This is a genomic window from Georgenia sp. (genome assembly GCF_054605595.1).
Genome location: NZ_JBTSDU010000005.1, coordinates 1 through 26250, shown reverse-complemented (window position 1 = coordinate 26250; position 26250 = coordinate 1). Strand labels below are relative to the sequence as shown.

At 72.7% G+C, this 26250-nt stretch carries 22 protein-coding genes, 1 tRNA gene and 1 pseudogene; 8 read left to right on the top strand and 16 right to left on the bottom strand.

The window, feature by feature from the left end; genetic code table 11:
• The first annotated feature begins 31 nt into the window (after positions 1-31).
• Positions 32-760 carry a nucleoside/nucleotide kinase family protein gene (locus ACYC1Z_RS01405; RefSeq protein ID WP_461407772.1) on the top strand — a complete coding sequence of 243 codons (729 nt, stop codon included), beginning with the start codon at positions 32-34 and terminating at the stop codon, positions 758-760.
• A 298-nt stretch (positions 761-1058) separates the two neighbouring features.
• Here the strand turns inward: ACYC1Z_RS01405 and ACYC1Z_RS01400 are convergent, their stop codons facing one another.
• From ACYC1Z_RS01400 to ACYC1Z_RS01370, 7 genes and pseudogenes are all read right to left on the bottom strand, one after another.
• Complete coding sequence (locus ACYC1Z_RS01400; protein WP_461407771.1) at positions 1059-1982, bottom strand: FKBP-type peptidyl-prolyl cis-trans isomerase; 924 nt, start codon at positions 1980-1982, stop codon at positions 1059-1061.
• A 119-nt stretch (positions 1983-2101) separates the two neighbouring features.
• Positions 2102-3493: a Pup--protein ligase gene (gene pafA / locus ACYC1Z_RS01395; protein WP_461407770.1), complete on the bottom strand. Its 1392-nt coding sequence runs from the start codon at positions 3491-3493 to the stop codon at positions 2102-2104.
• Positions 3490-3675 (bottom strand): ubiquitin-like protein Pup, encoded by a 186-nt coding sequence (locus ACYC1Z_RS01390; protein ID WP_461407769.1) that lies wholly within the window; start codon positions 3673-3675, stop codon positions 3490-3492. The genes pafA and ACYC1Z_RS01390 overlap by 4 nt, the downstream gene beginning before the upstream one ends.
• A 41-nt stretch (positions 3676-3716) precedes the next feature.
• The gene (dop, locus tag ACYC1Z_RS01385; protein ID WP_461407768.1) at positions 3717-5420 is read right to left on the bottom strand and encodes a depupylase/deamidase Dop; all 1704 of its coding nucleotides are present in this window, start codon (positions 5418-5420) and stop codon (positions 3717-3719) included.
• Between the two features lie 205 nt (positions 5421-5625).
• A pseudogene (arc, locus tag ACYC1Z_RS01380) lies at positions 5626-7221 on the bottom strand (proteasome ATPase); the annotation flags it as partial.
• Between the two features lie 151 nt (positions 7222-7372).
• Positions 7373-8503: a tRNA (adenine-N1)-methyltransferase gene (locus ACYC1Z_RS01375; protein WP_461407767.1), complete on the bottom strand. Its 1131-nt coding sequence runs from the start codon at positions 8501-8503 to the stop codon at positions 7373-7375.
• A 76-nt stretch (positions 8504-8579) separates the two neighbouring features.
• Positions 8580-9749 (bottom strand): site-2 protease family protein, encoded by a 1170-nt coding sequence (locus ACYC1Z_RS01370; protein WP_461407766.1) that lies wholly within the window; start codon positions 9747-9749, stop codon positions 8580-8582.
• Positions 9750-9875: 126 nt separating this feature from the next.
• Here ACYC1Z_RS01370 and ACYC1Z_RS01365 point away from each other — a divergent pair, with 126 nt between their 5' ends.
• Positions 9876-10793, top strand: coding sequence for a RecB family exonuclease (locus ACYC1Z_RS01365; RefSeq protein ID WP_461407765.1), 918 nt, complete (start codon positions 9876-9878; stop codon positions 10791-10793).
• A gap of 36 nt (positions 10794-10829) precedes the next feature.
• On the opposite strand, the gene ACYC1Z_RS01360 is transcribed toward ACYC1Z_RS01365, so the two are convergent.
• Entirely contained in the window at positions 10830-11531 is a 702-nt protein-coding gene (locus ACYC1Z_RS01360) for an HAD family hydrolase (protein WP_461407764.1), read from the bottom strand.
• A 141-nt stretch (positions 11532-11672) separates the two neighbouring features.
• Between ACYC1Z_RS01360 and ACYC1Z_RS01355 the strand changes: the two genes are divergently transcribed.
• Complete coding sequence (locus tag ACYC1Z_RS01355) at positions 11673-12659, top strand: proteasome assembly chaperone family protein (protein WP_461407763.1); 987 nt, start codon at positions 11673-11675, stop codon at positions 12657-12659.
• Between the two features lie 139 nt (positions 12660-12798).
• Here ACYC1Z_RS01355 and mshC read toward each other — a convergent pair whose 3' ends face one another.
• A complete protein-coding gene (gene mshC / locus ACYC1Z_RS01350; RefSeq protein WP_461407762.1) occupies positions 12799-14082 on the bottom strand; it encodes a cysteine--1-D-myo-inosityl 2-amino-2-deoxy-alpha-D-glucopyranoside ligase in 1284 nt (427 codons plus the stop codon).
• 61 nt (positions 14083-14143) lie between these two features.
• Positions 14144-14995, bottom strand: a complete 852-nt coding sequence (locus ACYC1Z_RS01345; protein ID WP_461407761.1) for an undecaprenyl-diphosphate phosphatase — start codon at positions 14993-14995, stop codon at positions 14144-14146.
• A 144-nt stretch (positions 14996-15139) separates the two neighbouring features.
• On the opposite strand from ACYC1Z_RS01345, the gene ACYC1Z_RS01340 reads away from it, so the two are divergent.
• Entirely contained in the window at positions 15140-16129 is a 990-nt protein-coding gene (locus ACYC1Z_RS01340; protein WP_461407760.1) for an aldo/keto reductase, read from the top strand.
• A gap of 191 nt (positions 16130-16320) precedes the next feature.
• On the opposite strand, the gene ACYC1Z_RS01335 is transcribed toward ACYC1Z_RS01340, so the two are convergent.
• On the bottom strand, positions 16321-16716 hold the full coding sequence (locus ACYC1Z_RS01335) for a DNA primase (RefSeq protein ID WP_461407759.1): 396 nt from the start codon (positions 16714-16716) through the stop codon (positions 16321-16323).
• 112 nt (positions 16717-16828) lie between these two features.
• Here ACYC1Z_RS01335 and ACYC1Z_RS01330 point away from each other — a divergent pair, with 112 nt between their 5' ends.
• Positions 16829-17059 carry a DUF5703 family protein gene (locus tag ACYC1Z_RS01330; protein WP_461407758.1) on the top strand — a complete coding sequence of 77 codons (231 nt, stop codon included), beginning with the start codon at positions 16829-16831 and terminating at the stop codon, positions 17057-17059.
• A gap of 49 nt (positions 17060-17108) precedes the next feature.
• Here the strand turns inward: ACYC1Z_RS01330 and ACYC1Z_RS01325 are convergent, their stop codons facing one another.
• The 3 genes from ACYC1Z_RS01325 to ACYC1Z_RS01315 all read right to left on the bottom strand — a co-directional run bounded on the left by ACYC1Z_RS01325 (position 17109) and on the right by ACYC1Z_RS01315 (position 21749).
• Positions 17109-18446: a M20/M25/M40 family metallo-hydrolase gene (locus ACYC1Z_RS01325; protein ID WP_461407757.1), complete on the bottom strand. Its 1338-nt coding sequence runs from the start codon at positions 18444-18446 to the stop codon at positions 17109-17111.
• Positions 18447-18465: 19 nt separating this feature from the next.
• Complete coding sequence (locus ACYC1Z_RS01320) at positions 18466-20553, bottom strand: M3 family metallopeptidase (protein WP_461407756.1); 2088 nt, start codon at positions 20551-20553, stop codon at positions 18466-18468.
• 122 nt (positions 20554-20675) lie between these two features.
• The gene (locus tag ACYC1Z_RS01315) at positions 20676-21749 is read right to left on the bottom strand and encodes a GNAT family N-acetyltransferase (protein WP_461407755.1); all 1074 of its coding nucleotides are present in this window, start codon (positions 21747-21749) and stop codon (positions 20676-20678) included.
• Between the two features lie 275 nt (positions 21750-22024).
• On the opposite strand from ACYC1Z_RS01315, the gene ACYC1Z_RS01310 reads away from it, so the two are divergent.
• A tRNA-Leu gene (locus ACYC1Z_RS01310) sits at positions 22025-22110 on the top strand.
• Positions 22111-22282: 172 nt separating this feature from the next.
• Here the strand turns inward: ACYC1Z_RS01310 and ACYC1Z_RS01305 are convergent.
• Positions 22283-23188 carry a D-hexose-6-phosphate mutarotase gene (locus tag ACYC1Z_RS01305; protein ID WP_461407754.1) on the bottom strand — a complete coding sequence of 302 codons (906 nt, stop codon included), beginning with the start codon at positions 23186-23188 and terminating at the stop codon, positions 22283-22285.
• A 129-nt stretch (positions 23189-23317) separates the two neighbouring features.
• The gene (locus tag ACYC1Z_RS01300) at positions 23318-23788 is read right to left on the bottom strand and encodes a hypothetical protein (RefSeq protein WP_461407753.1); all 471 of its coding nucleotides are present in this window, start codon (positions 23786-23788) and stop codon (positions 23318-23320) included.
• A gap of 230 nt (positions 23789-24018) precedes the next feature.
• Here ACYC1Z_RS01300 and ACYC1Z_RS01295 point away from each other — a divergent pair, with 230 nt between their 5' ends.
• Together ACYC1Z_RS01295 and ACYC1Z_RS01290 are read left to right on the top strand one after the other, a co-directional pair.
• Positions 24019-24732 carry an HAD hydrolase-like protein gene (locus tag ACYC1Z_RS01295; RefSeq protein WP_461407752.1) on the top strand — a complete coding sequence of 238 codons (714 nt, stop codon included), beginning with the start codon at positions 24019-24021 and terminating at the stop codon, positions 24730-24732.
• Positions 24729-26075 carry an AI-2E family transporter gene (locus ACYC1Z_RS01290; protein WP_461407751.1) on the top strand — a complete coding sequence of 449 codons (1347 nt, stop codon included), beginning with the start codon at positions 24729-24731 and terminating at the stop codon, positions 26073-26075. Before ACYC1Z_RS01295 ends, ACYC1Z_RS01290 begins: the two co-directional genes overlap by 4 nt.
• The last annotated feature ends 175 nt before the right edge of the window (positions 26076-26250 follow it).

Genomic DNA, 26250 nt, shown 5'->3' with positions numbered 1-26250 from the left:
CGAGGGTACTTCGCGGGTAGCGTGCCTCGCCATGACCGACCGGCCCGCCCACGTCCCCGTCATGCTCGCCGCCGACGCCGCCCCCGACGCGATCGTCGCGCTCGTGACCGCCGCCCTGGTCGGCCACGACGCCCGCCGCACCGGCCGCGACCCCCGCGGCACCGGTCCTGGCCGCACCGGCCGCACCGGCCATGACCCGCGCGGCACCGGCCGCACCGGCTACGACGCCCGCGGCCCACTCGTGCTCGGCGTCGACGGTCGCTCCGGCTCGGGCAAGTCCGACCTGGCCCGCGACATCACGGCGCGGCTGCGTGGCGTCGACGGCCTCACCGGGCCCGGCGCCGTCGCCCTCTTCACCCTCGAGGACGTCTACCGCGGCTGGGACGGACTCGCGGTGGGAGTGGGACTGGCGGCCGCCGGTGTGCTTGAGCCGCTCTCCCGAGGGCTGCCGGGTGCCGTCCACCGCTACGACTGGTCCGCGCGGGCCGTGGCCGAGGAGCTGCGGATCCCGGCAGCCGGCGATGAGCTGCCCCGCGTGCTGGTGGTCGAGGGGTGCGGGGCGGGGTCGCGCCTGTGCGAGCCGTTCGTCGGCCTGCTGGTCTGGCTGGAGGCGCCCGCCGAAGCTCGTCGGGCTCGGGCGATGGCGCGCGACGGCGGCACCTGGGCGGACCGGTGGGACGCCTGGGCCGCCCAGGAGCGGGCGCTCCTCCGGGTGCGCGACGCCCACGCGGTGGCGGACGTCGTCGTCCGCACGGGCTGAATCCGGCCGGCCGCCACCAGTCACGGACGCCCCGGCCACCGCGACAGGCCGTGGCCCGCGTTGCACGAAGACTTCGACTTGTGCGAAGACTTCGACATGACTATCAGTCCGAAGTCTTCGCGTTGTCGCGATCCGGGTCGAGCGGGACCGGCAGGCGCGGGTCGGCCGATGACGCCGGCCCAAGAAGACCACGGCGCTAGTCCTGGCCGTCCGGCGAGGAGACCACGGCGCTAGTCCTGGCCGTCCGGCGAGGAGACCACGGCGCTAGTCCTGGCCGTCCGGCGAGGAGACCCCGGCGCTAGTCCTGGCCGTTCGGCGAGGAGACCACGGAGTCCTCGTCCCCTCCCGAGGCTGCCAGGATGTCGACGACGAGCACGAGCGTCTCGGTGCCGTGGGCGAGGTCCGGCGGGATGACGAGCAGGATCTGGGAGCCGACCGTCTGGTCCACGAGCCCCGCACGCAGCCCGGGGAGCGTCGTGTCGATGGCCAGCGTCTTCGGCACCTTGCCCGCGGCCCACGTGGAGTCGTACGGCTCCCCCGATTCCCAGGAGACACCGGTGTACTGCACGGTGACGTCCTGGCCGGGTCGCACCTGCGCACCCGTGCCGTGCACGAGCGGCTGGACCACGGGGCTCGACGGCGGCGCCCCCTCGCCGAGGGTGATGGTCGGCGAGCCGTCCTCGCCCAGCGTCACCGTCGGAAGCCCCGCCGGCACCGCGACCTCCTCGCCGCGGGCGCGGGTGTAACGCAGGTCGATGACCAGGACGAGCATCCGGTTCTCGCCGTCGGCGGCGACGGGCTGGCGCACGAGGAGGCGGCTTCCCTCACGGTGCCCGCTGAGGAGGTTCACCAGCTCGGGGCCGGCGTCCTCCTCGGTGAGCATGCGGGTCTGAGCCTCCCCCACCGGGCGGTCCTCGATCAGCTCCCCGTCCTGCCCGTCGTACGCGGTCAGGGTCATCAGCACGGGCTCACCCTCGACGAGCTTGCGTCCGTCGCCCTCGATGATCACGTCGACGCGCTCCTCCTGGAGGGGGAGCGGCGGAGCGAAGGTGACGACGGGGACAGAGCCGAAGGTGCCGCTGACAGCGACGCCGTCGGTGCCGTCGCCGGACCCGTCGGGCGCGCAGGCGGTCATGAGCAACAGCGCCACCGTCGCGGCGACCGCCCCGACGAGACGCCGTGCCCGCTGCCGGGGGTCGCGGACGTGGGACGAAAAGTGCACGGACGCAGCCTACGTCCGACGCCGGGCGCGGCCGAGCAGGACACCACCGCGCCGGCCCCGACCGGGCAGGACACAACCGAGCAGGTCACGACCGAGCAGGGCGCTCATCACCGGGCGCATCAGGCGCGCAGCGCCGCGAGCAGGTCGTCCACGCGCTCGTCCACCGGGGAGAACGGGTCCTTCAGGACGACGGTCCGTTGGGTGGAGTCGTTGATCCTCAGATGGACCCAGTCGACGGTGATGTCGCGCCGGCGCTCCCGGGCGGCGGCCACGAACTCCCCCCGCAGGCGTGCCCGCGTCGTCGACGGCGGGTTGCGGACGGCGTCGGCGACCTCCTCGTCGGTCGTCACCCGGGCCATCAGCCCACGCCGGGCGAGCGTCGTGGCGAGGCCGCGCGTGGGCGAGATGTCGTGATAGGCGAGCGAGAGCCGGGCGACGCGCGGGTCGTCGAGGCCGAGGGTGTGGCGCGTGCGGTACCGCTCGAGCAGCCGCGCCTTGATGGCCCAGTCGAGCTCGGTGTCGACCAGGGTCGGGTCCGCCGTCTCCAGGGCGCGCAACCCGCGCTCCCACAGCTCCAGGACGCGCCGCTGGACATCGGTGAGCTCCGCCGTCAGCCCGTGGGAGTCGAGGTAGCCGGTGACGCGCGTGAGGTACTCCTCCTGGATCGCCAGCGCACTCATCCGCCGGCCGCTGGCGAGCTCGACCGGGGTCCTCGCCGTCAGGTCGTGGCTGATCTCGCGGATCGCGCGCATGGGCTCGGCCAGGGCGAGATCCCGCACCCGCACCCCGTCCTCGAGCATGCCGAGCAGCAGGTCGGTGGCGCCGACCTTGAGCATGGTCGTCGTCTCCGCGACGGAGGAGTCGCCCACGATGACGTGCATGCGGCGGTACAGGTCGGCGTCGGCGTGCGGCTCGTCGCGGGTGTTGATGATGGGACGCGACCGGGTCGTGGCCGAGCTCATGGCGTCCCACATCTGATCCGCGCGCTGGGAGAACGCGTAGCTGGCCCCGCCCCCGGCCCGGGCCCGGATGTGTCCGGCGCCGGTGAGGATCTGGCGGGTGATGAAGAACGGCACGAGCGCCTCGCCGGTCTCGCGGAAGTCGCGGCGACGGCGCACCAGGTAGTTCTCGTGGCAGCCGTAGGAGTTGCCGACGGAGTCCACGTTGTTCTTGAACAGGTGGAGGGTGCCCCGCACGCCGTCGTCCGCCAGCAGCACGTTGGCATCCTCGACCATCTCGTCGAGGATGACCTCCCCGGCACGGTCGTTCGCGACGAGCTGGCGCACGTCGTCGCACTCGGCGGAGGCGTACTCCGGGTGGGAGCCGACGTCGAGGTAGAGGCGGGCCCCGTTGCGCAGGAAGACGTTGGAGGAACGCCCCCACTCGACCACCTTGCGGAACAGGTAGCGCGCGGCGTCGTCCGCGTTCAGGGGCGCCCCCGTGGAGGCCCCGGCGGGGGCACAGGTGATGCCGTACTCGGTCTCGACGCCATAGATGCGTCGGGCGGTCACTGGCCGCCCTTCTGCACGAACCCCTGGACGAAGGACTCGGCGTTGGCCTCGAGGACGGAGTCGATCTCGTCCAGGAGGCTGTCGACCTGCTGGGTCCGCGCCTGGGCGGCGACGACGGGCGGCGCCGGGTCGGTCCCCGGGTCGTCACGGCGCGTGCTACGCAACTGCTCCTGCTCGGCCATGGTGATGCTCCCCTTTCGTCGGGTCTGTCGATTTTAGGCCGTCAAGGCGCCGGTGTGCCCTGTTCAGCGGTGCCCGCGCCCGGATCGGTAGCGGGCGCGCCCGCCGGGTCGTCCACCGCCGGGCGACCGGCGGTGAGTCCGGCGAGGAGGTCCGCCGCGGTCGGTGACGCCTCGAGCAGGGCGCCGACGTGATCGCGGGTGCCGCGCAGCGGGTCGGCCATCGGCACCCGGACGAGGTGGTCGCGGCCGGGCACGTCGAGGACGACGGACTCCCAGCTCGCCCCGGCGACCTGCCCGGGGTAGCGGGCGATCACCTGGCCGCGGAACCAGGCGCGGGTGTCGGTCGGCGGGGTGTGTTCGGCGGCGGCGACGTCGGAGTCGGGCACGAGCCGCTCGACGCGGCCGGCGGCGAGAAGCCGGTTGACGATCGAGCGCTCCGGGCGCAGGTCGGACCACTGCAGGTCCAGTGCCGCCAGGCGCGGGTGGGCCCAGGGGATCTGCTCACGTTCCCGCATGCGGTCGAGCAGCTGCTTCTTCGCCACCCACTCCACCTCCGTCGCCGCTGACTCCGGGTCGGTGGCGAGGCGGTCCAGGACGCCCGCCCAGCGCTCCAGGACGGCTCCCGTGGCAGCGTCGGTGCGGCCCGCCTCCGCGAGCGCGCGGGAGATGACGTCGAGGTAGGTGCGCTGGATGTCCAAGGCCGTCGTCTCGCCGCCGGAGGCGAGCGTGAGCCGGTGGGTGAGCGTGGTGTCGTGGCTGACCTCGTAGGTCTCGCCGACAGGGTTGGCGAGCATGAGCGCGTCCAGGTCGAGCGGGACGGCGTCGGCCTCGAGGAGCCAGAGCACGAGCGAAGTGGTGCCCATCTTGAGGTAGGTGGACACGTCGAACAGGTTGGCGTCCCCGCCGATGACGTGCAGCCGGCGGAAGCGTTCGGCGTCGGCGTGCGGCTCGTCCCGGGTGTTGATGATGGGACGGTTGAACGTCGTCTCGAGGCCGACGTCGTTCTCGACGTAGTCGGCCCGCTGGGAGAGCTGGAAGCCGGCCCGCTCGCTGCGCTGCCCGAGCCCGACGCGGCCGGCGCCGCAGAAGATCGGCCGGGTCACGAAGAAGGGCGTGAGGTAGCGGATGATGTCGCCGAAGTTGACGTCGCGGCTCACCAGGTAGTTCTCGTGGGTGCCGTAGGCGGCACCCTTGCCGTCGACGTTGTTCTTGTACACGACGACGTCGGGCAGGGCAGGCGTCGCCCTGAGGGCGTCCATGGCGCCGCGCATGACGAGCTCGCCGGCGCGGTCCCAGCGCACCGCGTCCAGCGGGTTGGTGACCTCGGGGCTGGAGTACTCGGGGTGCGCGTGGTCCACGTACAGCCGCGCACCGTTGGTCAGCACGGCGTTGGTCGCGCTCGGGAGTGCCAGCTCCGCGCCGCTCGGCCGGCGCAGGGTGGTCGTGCGCACGCCGTCACCCGGCGTCGCGGGCACGTCCTCCTCCGACGGGGCCGGGTGGTCGGGGTCGTCGGTGAGCTGGGAGGGGTGCGCGCCGGCGCGGTCGAGGCGGAAGCCGCGGGCGTCGGCCAGCGGGTCCTCGCCGGCGTAGTCCCAGCGCACGTGACCGCCACGGCCCGCACCGCCCGGCTGGGTGGCGTAGGCGGCGACGACATGGGCAGAGAGCACCATCGGGTTGGCTCCCGGGTTGCCCGGCTCGATCAGCCCGTACTCGGTCTCGATGCCCATGGGGCGGTGGACGCTCATGCCCGCCTCACAGGTATCCGCCGGCGGCGCTGACGGTGTCGATGTCGCGGCCCTCCACCGTGTCGAGACCGTGGGCGCCCGGCACCGTCGTCGCGGGCCGCGCCGCGCCCGGACCGTCGATCGGCACCGGGACACCGCCGTCGTGCGGCGCCGCGGCGCCGTGGCGGGCGCCGTCGTGACGCCCGCCGGCCGAGCCGCGGGGGGTCAGCGTGCGCAGGAACGTGATCCGCTCCCCCTTCTTGCCGCTGACCCGCGCCCAGTCGTCGGGGTTCGTGGTGTTGGGCAGGTCCTCGTTCTCCCGCATCTCCGCAGCGAGGGCGCCGAGCAGGTGCTCGGTGCGCAGGCCCCGCGCACCGGTGGCGAGGAGATCCTTGATGGCTCGCTTCTTCGCCCGGTCGACGATGTTGGCGATCATGGCGCCGGAGGCGAAGTCCTTGAAGTAGAGGACCTCACGGTCTCCGTTGGCGTAGGTGACCTCCAGGAACTCGTTCTCGGGGCCGGTGCCGTACAGGGCGTCGACGACGCGGTCGATCATCGCCGTCACGGTCGCCTCAGCGCTGCTCCCGTGCGCGGCGACCTCGGCCGGGAGCAGGGGCAGGTCCGGCGTGAGGTACTTGGCGAAGATCTCGCGAGCGCCCTCGGCGTCGGGACGTTCGATCTTGATCTTCACGTCGAGGCGGCCGGGGCGCAGGATCGCGGGATCGATCATGTCCTCGCGGTTCGAGGCGCCGATGACGATGACGTTCTCGAGCTTCTCGACCCCGTCGATCTCACTGAGGAGTTGGGGCACGATCGTCGTCTCGACGTCGGAGGAGACCCCGGTGCCCCGGGTGCGGAACAGGGACTCCATCTCGTCGAAGAAGATGACGACGGGGATGCCGCGCGCGGCCTTCTCGCGGGCTCGGGCGAAGATCACGCGGATCTGGCGCTCGGTCTCGCCGACGTACTTGTTGAGCAGCTCGGGGCCCTTGATGTTGAGGAAGTAGCTGCGGGGCGCGTCCGCCCGGGCCTCGCCGTCGACCCCGGCAGCGCGGTGCGCCACCGCCGCGGAGGCCAGCGACGTGGCCACCGCCTTGGCGATGAGGGTCTTGCCGCATCCGGGCGGGCCGTAGAGCAGCACGCCCTTGGGTGGCTTGAGACCGTGCTCGCGGTAGAGCTCCGGGTGCTGGAAGGGCAGCTCGACGGTGTCGCGGATCTGTTCGATCTGCGGACCGAGCCCGCCGATGTCGGAGTAGTCGGTGTCCGGCTCCTCCTCCAGCAGCAGCTCCTCGACGTCGGAGCGCACCACACGCTCGGTGACGAACCCGGTGCGCAGGTCCGCCGTCAGGGCGTCCCCGACCCGCAGGTGGGCGCTGAGCAGGGGCCCGGCGAGGCGCATGACGTGCTCGTCGTCACCGCGCGCGTGCACGAGGACGCGGTCGCCGTCGAGGGGCTCCTTGACGGTGACGATCTCCCCCGTCGTCTCGAAGGTGCCGGCCCCGATCAGCAGGAGCTGCTCGTTGAGGCGGACCTCCTGCCCGGGCCGCAGCGCCCCGAGCGGGACGGCGGCGGAGACGGCGACGCGCATCTTGCGGCCGCCGACGAAGATGTCCGCCTCCCGGTCCTCGAGATGCGCGGCCAGGAACGTGCCGTAGGAGCCCGGGGGGCGGGAGATGGAGTCGACCTGGTCCTGGAGCTGGACGAGACGCTGACGGGCGGTGTCGAGCGCCTGCGCCAACCGGTCGTTCTTGCTGGCCAGCGAGATGGCCTGCTGCTCCAGCTCACGCGCACGGGCCTCGCCGTACCGGTCCACATCTGCCATGACGTTCCCTCCGTGGGTCGATCGTTCCAGCCTAGGACGGGTACGAGCACCCGGCGTGCGTGGCCACCACACAGCCGCCTGTGAGTCTGGTCTCGCGGCGCACGACGCCGACCCCGGGCCCGGCCGACCGGTCCCCGGCCGGTGGCTCGCGTCAGTCCTGCTCGCCACCGTCCTCGACGGGCGCCGCCGGGCCGGGTCGGGTGCCCGGTACCGAGGCCATCCCGGTGGACGCGATCTCGGCGCGGCGATGGATGTCACGCCGGACGCGGCGCACCTTCTTGTCCGACACGGCGCGCTCGCCGATGTCCTCGGCCGTCCACTCGCCGTCGGGCGTGTACGCGCCCTTGGCGGGTCGGCGGGTCCGCTGCGGCGGTGGCGTCCCCGGGGCGAGGCGGCGGGTGGTGACCAGGAAGCCGGTGTGGCCGATCATGCGGTGGTCGGGTCGGACGGCCAGGCCCTCGAGGTGCCACGTGCGCACCATCGACTCCCAGGCCTGAGGCTCGGTGAACCGCTCGGTGACGCGGGCCTCCTCGACGAACCGGCTGAGCTGGGTGGTGGTGGCCACGTACGCGACGAGGACGCCGCCGGGCACCAGCGCGTCGGCGGCCACGTCGAGGTTCTCCCAGGGAGCGAGCATGTCCAGGACGATCCGGTCCACGGCGCCGGGCTCGGCCGCCTCGGGCAGCACGTCGGCCAGGTCACCCACGCGCACCTCCCACGCCGGGTGCGGGGCACCGAACCAGGTCTCGACGTTGCCGCGGGCGATGTCCGCGAAGTCCTCACGTCGCTCGACCGAGAGCAGGCTGCCGCGCTCGCCGATCGCCGAGAGCAGGCTCATGCTCAGCGCGCCGGAGCCGACGCCGGCCTCGACGACCCGGGCGCCGGGGTAGATGTCGGCCATCTGGACGATCTGGCCGGCGTCCTTGGGGTAGATGACGGCGGCGCCGCGCGGCATGGACAGGACGTAGTCGCTCAGCAGCGGGCGCAGCGCGAGGAACTGGTGGCCGCTGGCGGTGGTGAGGACGGTGCCGTCGGGGCGGCCGATGAGCTCGCCGTGGCGGAAGCTGCCGCGGTGGCTCTGGAAGTTGCCGTCGTGGGTGAGCAGGATGGTGTGGAGCCGGCCCTTGGAGTCGGTGAGTTGGACGCGCTCGCCGGCGGCCAGCGGTCCGCGGCGCCGGGCGGGCCCGGGCGGGAGGTCGCGGCCGGTGGGCTCGGCGGCCGCTCGGTGGCCGGTGGGCTCGGCGGCGGGCGGGCCGTCGTCCTGGACGGGTTCGTTGGTCACGACGGGCGAGTCTACGTTTCCCCACGGACGCGGTTCTCGCACGGCCGCGATCGGGCGGGGGCCGTCGCGGGTCACCTCAGCGTTGCGGCGCGGCCCGCAGCGCCGCCATCGCCCGGGCGACGGCGGTGACCTCGACGACGCCGACCACCGCGGCGCCGTCGACCAGGACGACGGTGGTCCCGCTGCGCTGGGCGACGGCCACGGCGGCCAGCGCGGCGAGCCCGGTCGGGTCGCGGACGATCTGCGCGGGGGCGAGCGTGCGGGCCACGGCGTGCAGCGGCGTCGTGCCCCGCTGCTCGGGCGGGACCGTGCGCGCGGCCGCCGGGTCGACCAGACCGACCGGCGCGCCGTCGTGGAGGAGGACGACGGCGGTCGGGCCCCGCCCGGCCAGCGCGGCGTCGACGGCGGTGAGCGGGCCGTCGGCGGGCAGCGTGAGCGTGGGGGTGGTGAGCACGCGCAGGTCCAGCCCGGCCGCGGCGCGGTGCTGCTCGGCCTCCTGCAGCGCCGCGCTCGCCCCGCTCCACAGCATCGAGCCGAGGACCGCGACCCAGACGACCATCGTCAGGTCCGGCTGTCCGCCCCGCAGCAGCGGGAGCAGGACGACGACGGCCACGAGGCCGGCGACGACGAGGCGGCCACCCCAGGCCGCGACGACCATGCCGCGGTAGCGGCTGCCGGTCACGGCCCACACGAGCGCCTCCAGCGCCTTGCCGCCGTCCAGCGGGAGGCCGGGGAGCAGGTTGAACGCGGCGACGAACCCGTTGGAGAGCACGGCACCCCACAGCACGAGACCGACCGCGACACCCGGACCACCGAACTGGATCGCCAGCCACGCGAGCACGGCGAGGGCGACGTTCGCCAGCGGGCCCGCGACGGACACGAGCGCGGAGGAGCCCGGGGTGGGCAACTCGTGGTCGAAGGTCGTGTGCCCGCCCCAGAACGTCAGGACGTACTCGCGGGGCCGTGCCCCGACGGTGCGGGCGGTGAGCCCGTGCGCCAGCTCGTGCACCAGGACGGAGACGAAGAGGAGCACCACGAAGGCGCCGGTCGTCGCCAGGGCCACCCCGACGGTCGCGCCCGGGACGATGTCGGTGACGATCGGGAAGTACACGAGCGCGAGCACCGCCGCGACCAGCAGCCAGGACGGGGCCAGCACGACCGGTGTGCCGCTCACCCGGCCGAGGACCCAGCCCGACCGGGTGCGGCGGCCGGTGGTGGTGCGACCGGGGTTCGAGGGGCTGCTCACCGGGCCAGCGTACGTGGCGAGCAGCCGCGCCCCGGGCCGCCCGAGGCGCCGGGGCGCCCGACGCGCCGGGCGACGTTCTCCACAGGCCTGCGCCCCGATGTCGGGGGCCACGGATAACGTGCAGGCATGCCCGACGACCTCAGCACCCTCACCGACCCGAACCCTCCCGACGGCGCGCCCGACGCACCGACAGGACCCGCGCCGGGGGCCGGTGCGCCACGCCGCCGGGCCGCGCTCTCGCCGTCGCGCGCGAAGGACTTCATGCAGTGCCCCCTGCTGTTCCGGTTCCGCGCGGTCGACCGCCTCCCGGAGCCTCCGAGCCCGGCGGCGGTCAGGGGTTCGCTGGTGCACGCGGTCCTGGAGCGGCTCTTCGACCTGCCGGCCGCCGAGCGGACCGAGCCCGCAGCGCACGGGCTGCTGGACCCGCAGTGGGCCCGGTTGCGGGAGGGACGGCCGGAGGTGCTGGGCATGTTCACCGACCCGGCGGATCTCGAGGCCTGGCTGGCGCAGGCGCGCAGCTTGCTCACGCAGTACTTCAGGATGGAGAACCCGCAGCGCCTGGAGCCGCGCGAACGCGAGCTGCTCGTCGAGACGGAGCTCGACTCGGGCGTGCTGCTGCGCGGCTTCGTCGACCGGGTGGACGTCGCCCCGGACGGTGCGGTCCGCGTCGTGGACTACAAGACCGGCAAGTCCCCGGGTCATCGGTTCCAGGACGAGGCGTTGTTCCAGATGCGCTTCTACGGGCTGATGCTCTGGCGCCTGCGCGGCACCGTGCCGGCACGGCTCCAGCTCGTCTATCTCGGGGACGGTCGCACCCTCACGCACGACCCCGAGCCGGCCGAGCTGGTCGCCCTGGAACGGGACCTGGACGCGCTGTGGGGCACGATCTCCTCGGCGGCCCGGTCGGGCGACTTCGCCCCCCGGCGGACCCGGCTGTGCGACTGGTGCAGCTTCCGGTCGCTGTGCCCGGTGTTCGGTGGCGAGCCGCCTGAGCTGCCGGCGCAGGGCGTCGAGCAGCTGCTCTCCGCGCAGTCCCAGAACTGACCGACGTCCGCCCGTCCGCTCGGCCGGGCACCGTCGTCACAGCCAGGCGCTGGCGGGATCGACCTGGTCGATGTGCTCCCCCGCAGCAACCCGGGAGATCAGCTCGAGGCCGACGCCGTCGAGCGAGCGCAGCCGGTTCAACCCGGGCTGCGGCTCGATCGGCACCATGAGCGGCACCGCGATCGTGCGGGCGCCGGAGGCGAGCGCGGCGGCCACGCCCACCGTGGAGTCCTCGATCGCCACGCACCGATGCGCGTCCACGCCGAGGTGCTGCGCGGCGGCCAGGTACGGTTCCGGGTCCGGCTTGCCGTGCGTCACCTGGTCCCCGGTGACGACGGCCGCGAAGGTGCCCGGGGGCACCTGCTCGACGACGGTGTCGGCGAGGACGGCGTAGGACATGGTGACGAGGGCACAGGGCACCGCGGCGTCACGCAGGGCCGCGAGGAGCTCCAGCGCGCCGGGTCGCCAGGGGGCACCGTCGGTGCGGACCCGGTCGACGACGCCCCCGATGATCTCCTCGATGATCTCCTCGAGCGACCGGGCGATACCCGTCTGCTCACGAATGATCCGGGCGGAGACGAGCAGGTCGTTGCCCACCAGCTGGAGGCCCTGCTCGTGGGTCCAGGTGCCACCGTGGCGGGAGACGACTGCGGCCTCGGACGCCATCCAGTAGGGCTCGGTGTCGACGAGGGTGCCGTCCATGTCCCACAGGACGGCGTCGGGAAGTCGCTGCACCATCAGACCCTATCCGGCGTCCGCGGCGAGGTGTGCGGTCCGACCCTGTCCGGCGTCCGCGGCGAGGTGTGCGGTCCGACCCTGTCCGGCGTCCGCGGCGAGGTGTGCGGTCTGACCCCCCGGCCTCGTGGTTAGTCTGTCCCCATGACGAGCTCGGACGACCGTTCCACCGACCAGGGCCCCGTGGAGGACCCCGGTGCGGCCGGCGCCGGGCCCGACGCGACGACCACCGACCGGGCATCGGGCGCGGCGGACGACGAGGGTCGGGACGTCCCGCCGGCGCTCCTGCTCGCCGCGTTCGACGGCTGGAACGACGCCGGCGGCGCCGCGACGCTCGCGATCGAGCAGATCGCCGAGGCGTGGGGGGCCGAGGTCGTCCACGTGCTCGACCCCCAGAACTACCACGACTTCCAGGTGAACCGGCCCGTGGTGCACATCGAGGACGACGGCGGCCGCACCCTCTCCTGGCCACGCACCTCGATCTCCATCACCCGCACCCCCGTCTCCGGCCGCAAGCTCCTCCTCGTCCAGGGTGTGGAGCCGTCGTTCCGGTGGCTGGACTACTGCAACGAGATCCTCGATGTCGCGGAGCGGGAGGGGGTCGGCACCGTCATCGGCGTCGGCGCCCTGCTGGCCGACGTGCCGCACTCCCGGCCCATCCCCGTCCAGGTCACCTCGAACGACATCCAGGTCCAGGCGCTCCTCGGCGTCGAGGGCTCGGACTACGAGGGCCCGTCGGGCATCGTCGGCGTGCTGGCCCACCTGGCAGCCGAGCGCAAGGTGCACACGCTGAGCGTGTGGGCGGCCGTCCCGCACTACGTGGCGCAGCCGCCGTCCCCGAAGGCGTCCCTGGGGATCCTGCTCCGGCTCGAGGAACTTGTGGGTGAGCCCCTCCCGGTCGACGACCTGCCCGAGGACGCCCGTGCCTGGCAGGCCGGGGTCGACGAGCTCGCCGGCCAGGACCCGGACGTCGCCGAGTACATCCAGCAGCTGGAGGAGGCGAAGGACACGGCCGACCTCCCCGAGGCCACCGGCGAGGCGATCGCGCGCGAGTTCGAGCGCTACCTGCGCCGCCGGGACATCCGCAAGAAGGGCGACCGGGGCGACATGGGCGGCCCGCCCACCCTCTGAGGTCCGGTTCGTCCGTGCTCCGACACACCCGCGGTCGGTCGCCCGGCGCCGGGCCCGTCGTCGGACGGCGACCGAGGCTGTCGTCAGCCTGCCGGGCCCGTCGTCGGACGGCGACGCCGAGCGACGACCGATCCCGTCGTCAGACGGCGACGCCGAGCAGGGCGTCGACGGTGCGGCGCGCCAGGTCGGGGCCGGTGGTCGTGGTCGCACCACCCGCCCCCAGGGCCCGCTCCACCCAGGCGTCCACGGCGGCCACGGCGGTCGGCGCGTCGAGGTCGTCGGCGACGGCGGCACGCACCTGCGCCAGCAGCTCCTCGGCCGCGGGTCCCTCGGCACGGGCGAACGCGGCACGCCACCCGTGGAGCCGCTCGGTCGCGGCCACGAGCTCGCCGTCGGTGTACTCCCAGTCGGCGCGGTAGTGGTGCGCGAGGAGCACCAGGCGCACGGCCATGGGCTCGGCGCCGGCGGCGAGCAGGCGTGAGACGAGCACGAGGTTGCCGCGGGACTTGCTCATCTTCGCGCCGTGCAGACCGACCATGCCGGCGTGCGCGTGCAGCCACACCGGGCCGGGGTCGCCCGTGATCGCCCGCAGGTGGGAGTCCCCCATCTCATGGTGCGGGAAGACCAGGTCGCGCCCGCCGCCCTCGACCTCGATGTGGGGCCCGAGGTACTCCCGCGCGATGGTGGCGCACTCGATGTGCCAGCCGGGCCGGCCGGTACCGAGGCTGCCACCGTCCCAGGCCGGCTCGCCGGTCCGGGCCCGGCGCCACATCAGGGGGTCGAGCGCGTACCGCTTGCCCGCGCGGTCCGGGTCGCCGCCGTTCTCCGCGAAGACCTCCCGCATCCGCTCGAACGAGAGATGCGTGCCGGTGCCGAAGAGCGGGTCGGCGGACAGGTCGGCGTAGACGTCACCGAGCTCCGGGGTGGCGCCCTCGGCGAGCTCGCCGGCGGGAACCGGCACCCGGTAGGCGGCGCCGTCTTCGAGCATCTCCTCGACCGCCGCGACGACCAGGGGGATCGACTCGACGGCACCGATGTAGTGGTCCGGGGCGACGACCCGCAGGGCCGTCATGTCGGAGCGGAAGAGCTCGACCTGGCTGGCGGCGAGCTCGCGCCAGTCCTGACCCGTCTCGGTGGCCCGCTCGAGCAGCGGGTCGTCGACGTCGGTGATGTTCTGCGCGTAGACCACCTCGCGGCCGGCGTCCCGCCAGGCGCGGACCAGCAGGTCGAAGGCCACGTAGGTGTTGGCGTGGCCCAGGTGCGTGGCGTCGTACGGGGTGATCCCGCAGACGTACAGGGTGGCCGGATCCGCGGCCTCCGTGGACCTGGTGGGGGTCAGCACACCCGCGGCGGAGTGCCGCAGGTGCACCAGGCCCCCACGGCCCGGCAGGGCAGGTACGTCGGGCGAGGTCCATGCGAGCACGACGAGACTCTAACCTCCCGGCGCCTTGGGATGACTGAGGCCCGACCGGCGTGAGACGGCGTCAGGTCGCCGTCGGGACCGCCTCGAGCAGGCCCGCGCCGAGCAGCACGAGCACCACCGCGGCCAGCGCGATGCGGTAGATCACGAACGGCAGGAAGCTGTGGGTGGAGATGAGCCGGAGGAACCAGACGATGACGAGGTAGCCGACGGCGAAGGCCACCAGGGTGGCGACGACGGTGGCGAATGCTCCCGGGCCGGCCCCCCCGCCGGTGCCGTCGCTGATGAGCTTGTAGAACCCGGACCCCATGACCGCGGGGATGGCCAGGAGGAAGGAGTACCGGGCCGCGGCCTCACGCGTGTACCCCATGAGCAGGCCGGCAGTGATGGTGCCACCGGAGCGGGAGACGCCCGGGATCAGCGCCAGGGCCTGGGCCAGACCGAAGAAGAGCGCGTGGCGCCCGGTCATGCGGTCGAGCGTCAGGGTCCGGCGCGACGTGGCGTCCGCCACCCCGAGGATGATCGCGAACACCACCAGCGCCGTGACGGTGATGTACAGGTTGCGGAAGGTCGAGTCGATCGCGTTCACGAGGAGCATCCCGAGCACGACGATCGGGATCGACCCGAGGATGACGAACCATCCCATCCGGGCATCCGGATCGGAACGGGGCACTGTGTTCTTCCAGGGCCCGACGGGCAGGGCACCGAACCACGCCTTGATGATCCTGACGATGTCCTTGCGGAAGTAGATGACCACCGCCGACTCCGTGCCGAGCTGGGTGATGGCGGTGAACCCCGCACCCGGGTCGGAGCCCATCAGATCACCCACGATACGCAGGTGGGCGCTGGAGGAGATGGGAAGGAACTCCGTCAGACCCTGGACCAGGCCGAGGATCACCGCTTCGAACCATGTCACGATCGCCCAACATACGTCATGGGAGGCTCGGTCGCGGTCATGGCGCGACGGCGCGGTCCCGGCCGGCGCAACGCGGACCGGTGAGGGTCGGCGCATCGCGGACCAGTAGGGGTCGGCGCATCGCGGACCAGTAAGTTTGGCCCCATGGAGCAACGCAGGGTCGGTCGAACCGGTCTGACCGTCTCGAACATCGGCCTCGGGACGCTCACCTGGGGCCGGGACACCGACGAGCACGAGGCCGCGGAGCAGCTCGAGGCGTTCCTCGAGGCCGGCGGGACCCTCGTGGACACGGCCGCCTCCTACGGCGCCGGGGACGCCGAGTCCGTCATCGGCACCCTGCTCGGTTCCGCCGTCGGGCGCGAGGAGGTCGTCCTCGTCTCCAAGGCCGGTACCCGGGCGCACCGCACCGTCGACGGCACCCGGGTGGTCGACGCCTCACGCGGCACGCTGCTCGACACGCTCGACGCCTCGCTCGCCCGGCTCGGCACGGACCACCTGGACCTGTGGCTCGTCCAGAGCCCCGACCCCGGTACCCCCCTGGAGGAGACCGTCGGTGCCCTCGAGTACGCCGTCCGGGCCGGCCGGACGCGGTACGTCGGCCTCTCCAACTTCCCCGGGTGGGCGACGGCGCAGGCCGCCACGCTGCTCGGCCCCGCCATGGCGGGTGCGGGCGCCCCTGGGCTGACCGCCGTCGAGGTCGAGTACTCGCTGCTGCAGCGCGGCGTCGAGCGGGAGGTCGTCCCGGCGGCGCAGGCGCTGGGCGCCGGGCTGCTCGCCTGGTCCCCCCTGGGGCGCGGCGTCCTGACGGGCAAGTACCGGCACGGTGTGCCGGCCAGCTCACGCGCCGCCTCGCCTCACCTGCGCGGCTTCGTCGAGCCCTACCTCAACGAGCGCGCGCACGGCGTGGTCGAGGCGGTGACGACGGCGGCTGCGGGGCTCGAGCGCACGCCGCTCGAGGTGGCGCTCGCCTGGGTACGAGACGCTCCCGGGGTCAGTTCCGCGATCGTCGGGGCGCGCAGCGCCGCCCAGCTCCGGGGCGTTCTCGGGGCGACGGACCTCGACCTGCCCGGACCGATCCGCGCGGTGCTCGACGAGGTCACCACGCTGGTGACGGGCTACCCCGAGCGGTTCTGAGCCCGAACGGTTCTGAGCCCGAACGGTTCTGAGCCCGAGCGGTTCTGAGCCCGAGCGGTTCTGAGCCCGAGCGGTTCTGAGCCGGCGCGGCCGGCGCGGCCGGTGCGCACCGTCCGGGACCGCTGCCCGTCCCCGACGAGCGCGGCCACTGCTCGTCGTCGGCGGGTGGGCTGTGCCTCGCCCTGGCGTGACTACTTCTCGTCGTGCTCGTCGTCGAAGCCCTCGAGCTCGTCGTCCAGGTCGTCCTCGTCGCCGTCCTCGTCGTCCTCGTCGTCCTCGTCGCCGTCGTCGCCGTCGTCGCCGTCGTCGCCGTCGACCAGCTCGTCGTCGCCCTCGACCAGCTCGTCGTCGTCGAGTTCGTCGTCGTCGAACTCGTCGTCGTCGTCCTCGGAGTAGATGTCGAACGGTGTGTCGACACCGAACCCGGTGAACAGGGCGTCGTCGTAGGTGTCGAATGCGTCCATGAGCATGTTCGCCGCGGCCACCACGGCCGGCGCGTCGTTGTCCTGCGCCGCCGCCACGGCGTCATAGTGTGCCTCGAAAGCAGCGATGAGTCGGTCGAGCGCCGAACGCGGATCGTTAGCCATGGCCAGAGCCTAGCGCCCGCGTCGGGGTGGCACAGCCCGTCATCTGACCTGCACGGACAGTGAGAATTGCCCCTCACCCACGGCAACGAGGGAACATGGGAGAATGCCGATGATGAACCACCGCCCCGTCAGGACCGCCAAGCGTGCCGTCAGTGCCGCGACGTTCTACGAGTACCGGACGGTCACCCTCCCCGGAACCGTGAGCCGCAACGACGTGCGCCGTCTGCTCACGGACGAGGCCGAGTACGGCCGCTGGGAGCTGGCCCGGACCCGCGTCTACCTCGGTGGCTCACGGAAGGTGTGGCTGCGCCGGAAGGCCATGCGCGTGCCGAGCACGCTCTGAGCCGCCCGGCACTCTCACGGTGCCGCCCGCCCCACGCACCGAGCACCTCTCAGCAGTTGCGGAGCAGCCGCTCGAGCACGCGACAGCCGAACCGCAGCGCGTCGGTCGGCACCCGCTCGTCGACGCCGTGGAACATCCCCGCGAAGTCGAGGTCGGGGGGCAGGCGCAGCGGCGCGAACCCGTAGCCGGTGATCCCCAGCCGGCTCAGTGCCTTGTTGTCGGTGCCGCCCGAGAGCATGTACGGCAGGACGACGGCGCCGGGGTCCTCGGCGTCGAGCGCCGCCACCATGGCGTCCACGAGGTCTCCCTCGAACGGCACCTCGAGCGCGACGTCGCGATGGATGTCCTCGAACCGCACGCCCGGTCCGGCGAGCCGGGCGAGCGTGTCCAGCACATCGGTCTCCTGGCCGGGGAGGAAGCGGACGTCGACGGCCGCTGTAGCGCTGCCGGGGATGACGTTGGCCTTGTACCCGGCGGCGAGCTGCGTCGGGTTCGACCCGGGGCGCAGCGTGGCCCCGACGAACTTCTTCGCCGGGCCGAGTGCGTCCACCAGGCGCGTGATGCCGTCCTCGTCCTGGGGATCGAAGGTGGTCCCGGTCAGGTCAGCGACCCCGGTGAGCAGCTCACGGACGGTCCCGGTCAGGTGCATCGGCCACGCATGCTCGCCGATGCGGTGGACGGCGCCCGCGAGCCGGGTGACGGCGTTGTCGGTGTTGACCTGGGAACCGTGCCCGGCCGTGCCGTCGGCGATCAGGCGCAGCCAGGCGAGCCCCTTCTCCGCGGTCTGCAGGAGGTAGACCCGCCGTCCGTCGATCTCGACGGAGTAGCCGCCGACCTCGCTGATCGCCTCGGTCGCCCCGGCGAACAGTTCGGGGCGACGTTCGACGAGCCAGTGGGCGCCGAGCTTGCCGCCGTTCTCCTCGTCGGCCAGGAGCGCGACGACGACGTCGCGGGGCGGTCGCCACCCGGTGCGGCCCATGTCCCGGACGACCGCCAGGATCATGGCATCCATGTCCTTCATGTCGACGGCGCCGCGGCCCCAGAGCAGGCCGTCGCGCTCCTCGGCGCCGAAGGGGTCGGTGGTCCAGTCGTCCGCGGCGGCGGGCACGACGTCGGTGTGGCCGTGCAGCACGAGCGCGGGCCGGGTGGGGTCGGTGCCGGGGATGCGTAGCACCACGCTCGCCCGGCCGCGCTCGGACTCGAGCAGCTCCGGGTCCCAGCCGACCTCGGTGAGCAGGCCCATGACCAGCTCGGCCGCGGCCCGCTCCCCCGGGCCGCTGTCGTCGCCGTAGTTGGACGTGTCGATGCGGATGAGGTCGCGGCAGATGGCCACCACCTCGTCCTCCGGCCGGATCGTGGATGCGTCGCGGGCCGTTGCGGTGGTCATGCGGCCCAGGCTACTTCGCTCAGCCGGTGAGGCCGCGCCGCACCAGCAGCGGGTCGGTGCGGGCGTCCCGGCCGCGCAGCTCGCGGAACGAGACGAGCGGGTCGCGCGAGTAGCCCCGGGAGAGCAGCGTGTCGCGGAACCGCCGGCCCGCCGCCCGGTTCAGGCCGCCGTCACCGTCGACCGCGGCCTCGGTGGTGAACCAGTCCACGGTGTCGGCGTCGAGCACCTCGGACCAGACGTAGGCGTAGTAGCCGGCGTCGTAGCCACCGGCGAAGACGTGGTTGAAATAGGTCGACCGGTAGCGCGGCGGAACCAGGGCGAACCCGATGCCGGCCCGCTCCAGCGCCGCCCCCTCGAACGCCGCCACGGCGCCCGGGTCCGTGGGGACCTCCGCCGCCGTCACCCGGTGCCAGGCCTGGTCCAGCAGCGCGGCACCGAGGTACTCGGTGGTCGCGAACCCCTGGCCGTAGGCACCGACGGAGAGCACCTTCTCGAGGAGCTCGGCCGGCAGGGGCTCGCCCGTGACGTGGTGGCGGGCGAACGAGCCGACGACGTCGCGGTGGGCCAGCCACATCTCGTTGACCTGGGAGGGGTACTCGACGAAGTCGCGGGGCACGTTCGTCCCCGACAGCGAGGGGTAGCGCACCGCGGAGCAGAACGCGTGCAGGGCGTGGCCGAACTCGTGGAAGCACGTGCGGACCTCGTCCCAGGTCAGCAACGTGGGGCGGCCGGGCGACGGCGGTGCGATGTTGAGGGTGTTGACCACCACGGGCTGGGTGCCGAGCAGCGTGGACTGGTCCATCAGGGTGTGCATCCAGGCGCCGCCACGCTTGCCGGGTCGGGCGTGGTGGTCGCCGACGAAGAGCCCGAGCGCAGTGCCGTCCGCCTCCCGGACCTCCCACACGCGCACACCGTCGGCGTAGCCGGCGAGGTCGGCGCGGAGGTGGAAGGTGAAGCCGTAGAGGCGGTTCGCGGCGTAGAAGACACCGTCGGCGAGCACCCGGTCGAGCTCGAGGTACGGGCGCAGCACGGCGTCGTCGAAGGAGAAGCGCTCCTTGCGCAGCCGCTCGGCATAGAACTGCCAGTCCGACGGCGCCAGTTCGTGGCCCTTCCCACGATCGGCGTCGAGCATCGTCTGGAGCTGGGCGGCCTCGTTCCGGGCGTTGCGCACCGCCGGCGCGGTCAGTCGCACGAGCAGGGCCTCCACCGCCTCGGTCGTGGCGGCGGTGCCGTCCGCTGCCACGTAGGCGGCGTGGTGGCGGTATCCGAGCAGGGCGGCCCGCTCGGCGCGCCGGCGCACGATCCGCAGGAGTGTGGCTCGGGTGTCCGAGTCGGCGTCGACGCCGGCGCCGCGTTCGAGCGACGCGTCCAGGAGCCGCGCCCGCAGGTCACGATCGTCCAGGCTCGCCAGGAGGGGCTGCTGGGTCGGCAGCACGAGCGGGATGGAGTACTGCCCGGTGTCCCGGAGGAGCTGGGCGAGCGTCCCCTCGTCCAGGCCGGCCAGAGCGGCGGGACCGGTCACGGTGACCGCCCCGGCCGTCATGGCCCGGACGACGCGCTGGGAGAACTCGGTGGTCAGTGTCGAGATCTCCGTGTTGAGGGACCTCAGCCGCTCCTGGTCGGCGTCGGCGAGGGTGGCACCGGCACGGCGGAAGTTCTTGAGGTAGGTCTGCAGGAGCCACGCGGTCTCGTCGTCGAGGTCGAGCAGGGGGGCGGCGGAGGCGAGCGACTCGAGGCGGTGGTAGATCCGCCGGTCGAGCCAGAGGGCGTCCTCGTGCGCGGCGAGCTGCGGAGCGATCTCCGACTCGATCGTGTGCAGCTCCACGTCACCGAGGGAGCTGACGAGGGTGAAGAAGGTGTGCAGCGTGCGCTGCAGCAGGAGTCCGGACCGTTCGAGCGCCTCGAGCGTGTTCGCGACGTCGGGCAGGTCCTCGTCCGCGGCGACGGCCTCCCACTCCGCCCGCTGCTCCCGCAGGCCGGCGGCGATGGCGGGGCGGAAGTGCTCCGGGCGGACGGCGGCGAAGTCCGGCAGGCCGAAGGGCAGCGTGGACGGCTCGATGAAGGGATTCGACTGCGGCAGTGGGGCCGCGTCCTGAGGTTCGGGCATGCGGCTCATTGTGCAGCCGACGTCCCACGTCGGCGCGGCGGTCCGCCCGTGCCCGGGCCGGGCTGCCGCCTCGCCCTGGGGCGCGCCACATGTTTCGTGGTGACGGATCCGGCGATCCGTGCTCAGCCCCGCGGGCGGTAGCCGTGCCGGGTGAGCACCCCCGCCACGTCCGGCGGGAAGAAGCCCGGCCCCTTGAGGACCTTTCCGTCCTCGCGGTAGATCGGCCGGCCGTCGGCACCGAGCTTGGAAAGGTTCGAGGCCTGGATCTCGGCGAGGACCTCGTCGAGCGGGATCCCGCACTCGAGTGCCATGCCGTAGACGACGTAGGTCAGGTCCCCGAGGGCGTCCGCCGCCTCGATCGTGTCCCGGGTGCCGTCGTCCGCGGCAACGGCCCGGGTGAAGGCCGCCGACATCTCGGCGCCGGCCGCCTCGCCGTAGACGGCCTCGACGAGTTCGGCGGTCTCCTCGGCGACGAGGGCCATGCGCATGTGCACACGGTCGCGGTCGACGCTCGGTGCGTCCGCGACGACGGGGAGGTTGTAGGTGGCGTGGAACTGCCGGACGAGGGCGTCGGGGTCACGGGGCGAGGGTGCGTCCGGGGTCGCGGGGACGGCGCCGGTCACGGGCCCGTCCCACGGTGCTACCGGCTCGCGGGGGTCGTCCTCGCGCAGGCTGCCGATCCAGCCGTCGCGCCACCCGCGCTTGGTGTGCACGAGGTCGCGCACGGTGCCCTCCCGGCGGAAGCCGTGGCGCCAGGCCACACGCCAGGAGGTCCAGTTGTCGACGTCGGCGCACCACCGGATGGTGCGGAGCCCCAGCACGTCGAACGCGGCGTCGAGCACGAGCCCGACGGCGTGGGACATGATGCCGCGGCCGCGCGCCTCCTCGGCGAGCCAGTACCCGATCTCCACCCGGCGGGCCTGGGCGTCGTGCAGGTCGATCATGCCGACGAGCCAGGTGCGGCCGGCGTCGTCGACCGTGCGGATCGCCCACACGGGGGCACCCTTCGCCCAGCTCTCCGGGACGGTCTCGGCGACGAACGCCTTCGCGTCGTCACGCCCGTACGGGCTGGGCACGCTCGTGAAGCGCTGGATCTCGGGGTCCTGGCAGATCGCGGTGATGCGATCGACGTCGTCGGCGGACGGGACGTCGAGCAGCAAGGTCCCGTCGGAGGTGCTCAGGGCGAAGGGTTCCATGAGGCACGACCCTAGTTGCTCGGCCTGGGCTGCTCGGCCTGAGCTGCTCGGCCTGGGTTGCTCGGCCGGCCCACGAGCGGGCGATCAGGCCGAGCCGGCCGACGTCGTCGTAACCGAACGGGCGGACGCGCACCGCGCTGTGTCGTCCGTCACGAACGGCCACGACGGGTCTTTCCCGGTTCGGATCGGCCACCTCGCCCGTGCTATCTTTTACGGCGTTGCCCAGCCGGCCCGACGGTCTCGAAGATCAGTCGGGAAGCGGGGAGACGACACCCGTCCGGGTGGCGGAATTGGCAGACGCGCTAGCTTGAGGTGCTAGTGCCCTTTATCGGGCGTGGGGGTTCAAGTCCCCCTCCGGACACTCGTTGAGACAGCGACGACAGAGCCCCTGACCTGCGCCAGACGCGGTCAGGGGCTCTGTCGTCGGTGCCGAGGTCGTTGTGATGTCGAGCCTTTCGCGGCCGAGCGAGACTGCTGCTCGGTGCACCGGTGCGGGCGCGCACCGGCGCCCCACCCACACCGAGGGGCCGCTGTCAGCTTGTCGCAGCGGCGATCCTCGCCACCATCGTGTGCGACTGGCCGGGCTCGAGCGTGACCGCGTCCACGTCCGCGTTGGCGGTCTCGACACAGACCATCGTGGGCCACTCGTCGTCGTCGAAGTCCGGCATCGCGGCGGCCTTCGCGACCCACGGGTTCCACACCACCGTGTTCGCCGACCCCTGCTTCGCGACGGTGAGGGTGCGCCCGAGGCCCGGGTCCCGTACGACGGCGGTGCCGGACGAGGTGTAGACGCGGTCGGTCTCGCCGGCGAAGGTCACCGCCCCGGACTGCGTCACCGGCTCGGGGCCGGCCCCGGGAGCCTTGTCACGGTACGTCGCGCCGTCCAGACCGTCGACCGTGACGACGGTGACGTCCTTGACGTGGAGGTAGCTGTGCAGGGCCTCCTCGAAGGAGTACGACCGGTCACCGGGGTTGCGGACCGTGAGGTCGAGGCCGAGCTCGGGGCCGAACGTGACCGTGTAGGTGGCGTCGAACGCGTGCGGCCACGCCTGGGTGGCCGGGAGCCCGGCGACGTCCTCCCCCGTCAGACGCAGCGTCAGGGTGATGACGCCGTCGACGTCGTCGGCGCCCACGAGGTCCCACTCGACCAGCCGCGCGAAGCCGTGCGCGGGCTCCATGCCCGGGTCGCGGCCGCCGCCGAACCACGGGAAGCAGATCGGCACGCCGCCACGGATCGGCCGTTCCTCCTCGAACATGGAGGCCTTGCTCATCCAGATGACGGGATCCTGTCCGGCGGGGGTGTACGCGGTGACGTGCGCCCCGTGCAGGTAGATCTCTCCGGTCGCGACCGGAGAGGTGACGTCCACGTGCCGGAGGCCACCCGCCCCCTCCGAGATCGTCACGGAGTCGGGAAGGTCGATGGCGAGCTCAGCTGTCATGAGACCGACGCTAGACCGACCAGTGGTACCCGCGGCCACTGGTTGCTCGATGTTGCCCGTCATCTTGCCCGCCGGACGTTGTTGCCCGTCGGACGTTCGTGCCGCAACTCGTCAGGGCTCGAGAACTCGTCAGGGCTCGAGCCGGCGGACCGGTCCGCTCGGCCCGCTGTCCGCCCGTTGCTCGTCGATGAACGCGGTGAGGATCTCCTCGGAGAGCGCGTCGATCCGGTCGCCGACGCGGTGGGCCTCGCGCGTCGAGGTGCGCCGGCTCATCGTGTCGAGCAACGGCAACGATGCCTCCAGCTTGTCGAGTTGGCGCGCCCAGCCGCGGGCACGGACCCGCTCCCCGTCGTCGTCGGCGGACCTGTCCAGATATGCCAGCTGCTGGCGCAGGACGACGATCCGGCGTCGCAGGCCCTCGGGGCCCTTCGCCTCGCGCCGGCTGCGCGCCAGCCGCTGCACCTGGGTGGCGATCTGGTCGAAGACCTCGGGGTTGTCCTTGCGCATGCGCTCGAGCATGGGCCCGAACCGGCGCACCACCCCCCACACCGCAGGACCCGCCGTCGCCGCGACCTTGATCAGTGTTCCGACCTTGCCCATCCCACACCCTTCGACAACTTGTCCCCGGAAGCCCAAGCGTATGACGACCACAGTGTCCGCGCCCGAGCCAAACATCGGGGTTGCCGCACACCAGCCACCCATTCCGCTCGGAGACTTCAGCCGCCGGGCGCTTGAGCCGGGCGACACCACCGCCGTCGTAGCCTGGACGGGCCCGGTCAGGCCTCCCGAGTGCCCACGGGTCTCCACGAACGAACGGACTCACAGTGCCCATGACCTCCGATGCCACCTCGACGCCTGCCGTCGCTGCCGCACCGCTGGCGGCCACGGCGGTGCTCCTCGACCTCGACGGCACGATCACCGACTCGGCGCCGGCGATCACCCGCTCGATCGCGGACGCGCTCGCCGCGTTCGGCTACCGCGAGCAGAGTCCCGAGGAGCTGCTGCGCTTCGTCGGGCCGCCAATCCGGACCGGCCTCACCCAGTTCGCCGGGGTGACCGACGACGAGCTCGACGGCGTCGTGGACCTCTACCGCACCGCGTACACCGCCCGGATGCTCGACGTCGAGCTCTACCCGGGCATGGCTGCGCTCGTCCGGGACCTCCACGCGATGGGTGTTCCGCAGGCCGTGGCGACCTCCAAGATGCGCGAGATGGCCGTAGCGATCCTCGAGCACGCCGGGCTCGCCCGGTACTTCACCGTCATCTGCGGCGCGACCGCCGACGAGACTCGCAGCGCCAAGGCGGACATCATCACCGACGCCCTGACGGGGCTGTCGGCCGCCGGGGCCGACACCACCGTGGCGGTGATGGTGGGCGACCGCCACCACGACGTCGAGGGTGCGACGGCGGCCGGGATCCCGGCCATCCTGACAAGGTGGGGCTACGGACAGCCCGGGGAGGAGCTGGGCACGTACGCCGTCGTCGACGACACGGCCGGCCTCGCCGATGTACTCGGCGTCCGTGGTGCACACTTGCCCCGATGACACCCATCGGTGACCGCTCGAGGCGCCTGCTGGGCCAGGTCGGCCGGCGGGTGGCTCTCCCGCGCCGCGTCCGGCGATCGACGCCCAGCTCGGTCGACCAGGTGATCGCCCAGCCTCGGCTGTCCGGGACGACCTCCCCCAGCACCCCGACCATCCGCCCCGGGGGCCTGTCCAGCAGCATGCGCCTGCACGTGCGACGCATGCCCGAACGGGCCACCCACGCCGACGACCTCACATCGGGCGTGCCGCGCTGGATCCGCAAGTACGGAACCTTGGCGTGGCTGCTCATCGGTCTCGTGATCGTCATCGGCATGGTCGTCTTTGCGACGTCGCGGATACAGGTCGTGTTCATCGCCGTCTTCCTGTCGCTGGTGGTGACGTCGGTGCTCAACCCGATCGTCACGGGGATGGCCCGGGTGATGCCACGACCGTTGGCGACCGCGGTCTCGCTCGTCGGCTCGTTCGCTGTGGTGGCGGGCCTCCTCTATTACGTGATCAGCTCGGTCGAGCGCCAGTGGTCCAAGCTTGCCGAGAGCTTCGGCGAGGGCATCGACACGATCCTCACCTTCTTCGAGACCGGCCCGCTGCCGTTCCGATTCACCCAGGCCGAGTTGAACGACGCCATCAACCAGTTGCTGGACCAGGCGACCCGGTATCTCCAGAACAACGCCACGGACCTCGTCGGGCAGGTGTTCTCGAACGCGGGCGCGGTCGTGCTGGTGTTCACGGTGCTCGCGCTGAGCCTGTTCATCACGATCTTCTTCCTGGCGCGCGGCAGTGTGCTGTGGCGGTGGTTCCTCAACCAGTTGCCCGCCAAGAACCGCGAGCTCGTGCACGCCGCGGCCGGAGCGGGCTGGTACACGTTCTCCGGGTATGCCCGCGGCACGATGATCGTGGCGTCGGTGGACGGCCTCCTGGCGTTCATCCTGCTGAGCATCGTGGGCGTCCCGCTGGCCGCACCGTTGGCCGTGCTGGTCTTCATCGGCGCCTTCATCCCGTTGATCGGCGCCCCTGCGGCGATGATCGTCGCGGCGGTCGTGGCGCTCGCCGCCGAAGGTCTGGTCGCCGCACTGATCGTCACCATCGGCGTCGCGCTCATCGGCCAGATCGAGGGGCACATCCTCGAGCCGCTCGTGATGGGGAAACAGGTGTCGCTGCACCCGGTTGTCGTGGCCGTGGGCGTCGCCGCGGGCACGTTCCTCGCCGGCCTGCTCGGCGCGGTCATCGCCATCCCGTTGATCGCCGTCGTGTGGGCGGTCTACTCCACGCTTCGGCAGCTCGATCCGCCGATCGAGGGACCGTTGCCGCGTCTGCCCGGCTCCCGAGGTCGGGGGCGGGAGTAGGCGGTCCGGACGGTCGGAGGTCAGATGACCGGGGCGAAGGCGGGAACCCGGGCCAGGCGGTCCGAAGCGCGGGAATGGCCGGCGGGCCGAAGTGCGTGAGTGGCGCGTGACGGTGGTGACCTTGAGCGGACGGCCCGAACACGGCGATCCGGACTACACAAGCCGTGCGGGCCAC